This is a genomic window from Roseisolibacter sp. H3M3-2, assembly GCF_029211165.1.
Taxonomy (GTDB): domain Bacteria; phylum Gemmatimonadota; class Gemmatimonadetes; order Gemmatimonadales; family Gemmatimonadaceae; genus Roseisolibacter.
Genome location: NZ_JARGEK010000473.1, coordinates 1 through 3,010 on the forward strand (window position 1 = coordinate 1; position 3,010 = coordinate 3,010).

The 3,010-nt window shown below is 76.4% G+C and carries 1 protein-coding gene and 1 pseudogene; one reads left to right on the forward strand and one right to left on the reverse strand.

The window, feature by feature from the left end; all coding sequences use genetic code 11:
- Window positions 1–355: 355 nt before the first annotated feature.
- Window positions 356–1,534: a hypothetical protein gene (locus PYV61_RS23180; RefSeq protein WP_275836159.1), complete on the reverse strand. Its 1,179-nt coding sequence runs from the start codon at window positions 1,532–1,534 to the stop codon at window positions 356–358.
- A gap of 61 nt (window positions 1,535–1,595) precedes the next feature.
- Here PYV61_RS23180 and PYV61_RS23185 point away from each other — a divergent pair.
- Window positions 1,596–3,010 (forward strand): annotated as a pseudogene (locus tag PYV61_RS23185) (MFS transporter); the annotation flags it as partial.

Here is a 3,010-nt window from a genome sequence, read left to right on the forward strand (position 1 = left end):
CGCGCGCTCTTGCGGCGGCCGCGGCCGGCGGGCGGCTGGGGCGTCGTCGACTCGGCGGCGGCGCGCCGGCGGGGGGTGCGGACCGCGTCCTTGGCGCGGGCGGTCGGGCGGGCGGGAGCGGAGCGCTGGGAGCGCTTCCCCTCGCGGTCGTCGGTGCGGGCGGGACGACGCACGGTGATGTCCGTAGCTGGGAACACGGGAGGGACGCACGCCGCCGGACCCACCCCGCGAGGGGCGGCCGGCAGCGTGCGACGCGGCGGCGGAGGGAGCGCGCCGTCGATCGGGGAGAGTGTGACCCGGGCTCGGCAACAAGCGCGCCAGTCGTGCTCGCCTGCCCGGGCGATCTCCGTCCGTCCTACCCCTCGTCGTGGGGCGCCGGATCGGCCGGCACGTCGCCGACCAGCACCCGCACCGGGATCCCCCCGTTCGTAGTCCGGAGCGCCGGCGCCAGCGGCATGCGCAACTGCCGCTCGAGGGCGGTGTCCGGCCCCAGCAGCGCCGCCCGCCACCCGGGCGCCCGCACGCGGAGCACGTCCCCGAGCCGCGCCCACAGGTCGCGGAGCGCCTCCGAGTCCCCTACCCGCTTGCCGTACGGAGGGTTCGTGACGACCCACCCCCGCGCGGGCAGCGGCTCGAGCGCCGACAGCGCGCGCCGCTCCAGGCGCACGTCCCCGCCCACCCCGGCCCGCTCGGCGTTGGCCGCCGCCCCCTCGATCGCCCCGGCGTCGCGGTCGCTCCCCAGGATCGGGTGCGGCGCTCCCGGCAGCGCCCGCTCGTCGGCCTCGGCGAGCATCCTCCGCCAGCGGTCGGCGTCGAAGCGCGGCCACCGCTCGAACGCGAAGCGGCGGTGCCGCCCCGGGGCCATCCCGCGTGCGATCAGCGCCCCCTCGATCGGGATCGTCCCGGCGCCGCACAGCGGGTCGACGAGGGGCGCCGAGCCGTCGTAGCCGGCGGCCAGCAGCATCGCCGCGGCGAGCGTCTCGCGCAGCGGCGCGCGCCCCACCGCCTGCCGGTAGCCGCGCCGGTGCAGCAGGGCGCCCGAGCTGTCCACGCTCACCGTGCAGACGTCGTGGACGAAGCGCACGACCACCAGCGGCGCCCCCGGCTCGTCGTCCCCCTCGTCGTCCTCGTCGGGCGCGGCGGTCGCCCACGCTCCGGGCCCGCCGATGCGGTGCGCGATCGCGTCGGCCACCCGCCCCGCCACCGCGCCCGAGTGGTACAGGCGCGACTTGCGGCAGGTGACGCGCAGCGCCGGCGCCGCCCCCGGCGCGAGGAACGCCTCCCACGGCACCGCGCGCGCCTCGCGCTCCAGCGTGCGGAAGTCCTCGGCGCGGAACTCGGCGAGGCGCACGAGGACGCGGCTGGCCGTGCGCAGGCGCAGGTTCGCCGCCCAGATCCCGGTGTCGTGCGCCGCGAACGCGACCCCGGCCTCGTCGACGGCGGTGGGGCGCACCCCGATCGCGCGCAGCTCCTCGGCGACGAGCGGGGCGAGGCCGGGGGCGGCGACGGCGAAGGCGGCGTGTGGGCGGGTCATGCCGCACAAGGTAGCGGCCCGCGGTGACACGGAGCGCGCGCCCGGACCGTACATTGGCGCCATGCGCCCCCGCCGCCTGGCCCTCGCCGCCCTCCTCGCCGCCTGCGCGGGCCCGCTCACCCTCGCGAAGGACGACGCCACCACCGTCCTCGCGCGCCAGACCATCGCCGCCCCCGACCCGACGCAGCGCGGCGCGTTCGCCGTGCGCACGCTCACCTACGGGAGCGGCACCGACCGCCGCCGCGCGGCGTTCCGCGACTCGGTGACGATGAGGACGCGCGCCGTCGACGCGTCGCCCTTCGTGTCGCTGGAGCCGGCCGCCGCCGCGTCGCGGAAGAAGTACTGGGGCTTCGACGCCAAGGCGTTCCCGGTCAACGGGCGCGTGTGGTACCCCGACGGGCCGGGCCCCTTCCCGCTCGTGCTCGTGGTGCACGGCAACCACGACATGAAGGACTTCTCCGACCCGGGGTACGGCTACCTGGGGGAGCACCTGGCGTCGCGCGGCTACATCCTCGTCTCGGTCGACGAGAACTTCCTCAACGGCGGGATCCGCAACGAGAACGACGCCCGCGGGTGGATGCTGCTCGAGCACCTGAAGGCGTGGCGCCGCTTCGCCGACAGCGTCGACTCGCCGCTGCGCGGGAAGGTCGACATGCAGAACATCGCCCTCATGGGGCACTCGCGCGGCGGCGAGGCGGTCGCGGTGGCGTCGGCGTTCAACCGCCTCAAGCACTACCCCGACGACGCCACGGTCACCTTCGACTACGGCTTCCCGATCAAGGCGCTGGTGGCGATCGCGCCGGTCGACGGGCAGTACCGCCCCGCGGGCCAGGGGACGCCGCTCGAGAACGTGAGCTACCTGCTGCTCCACGGCTCGCACGACGGCGACGTGTCGTCGTACAACGGGCTGCGCCAGTGGGAGCGCGTGCGCTACACCGACGGCGGCCCGTGGTTCAAGAGCGCGGTGTGGATGTACCGCGCCAACCACGGCCAGTGGAACACCGTCTGGGGGAACAAGGACAACGGGAAGCTGAGCGCGCGCTTCCTCGACCTGCGCGGCCTCATCGCCCCCGAGGCGCAGCGGAAGATGGCGCTGGTGTTCATGACGGGCTTCCTGGAGGCGTCGCTGCGCGGGAAGCGCGAGTACCTGCCGCTCTTCCGCGACCACCGCGGCGCCGGCGACTGGCTCCCCGACGCGATGTACCAGACGGCCTACGCCGACGCGTCGGTGAAGCCGCTCACGTCGTTCGACACGCGCATCGACGTCACGCGCGGCGCCGCCCCGGGGGTCACGATCCGCGGCGACAGCCTCTCGACCTGGCGCGAGGCCGAGCTGCCGATGCGCTGGCGCGACAACACGTACCGGATCTGGGGCGCGTGGCTGGGGTGGAACAACGCGCCCGCCCCCGCACCGCGGCGCCCCGACTCGACGCGCGCCGCGGCCGCCGCGACGACGGGCGCCGGGCGCACGCCGGC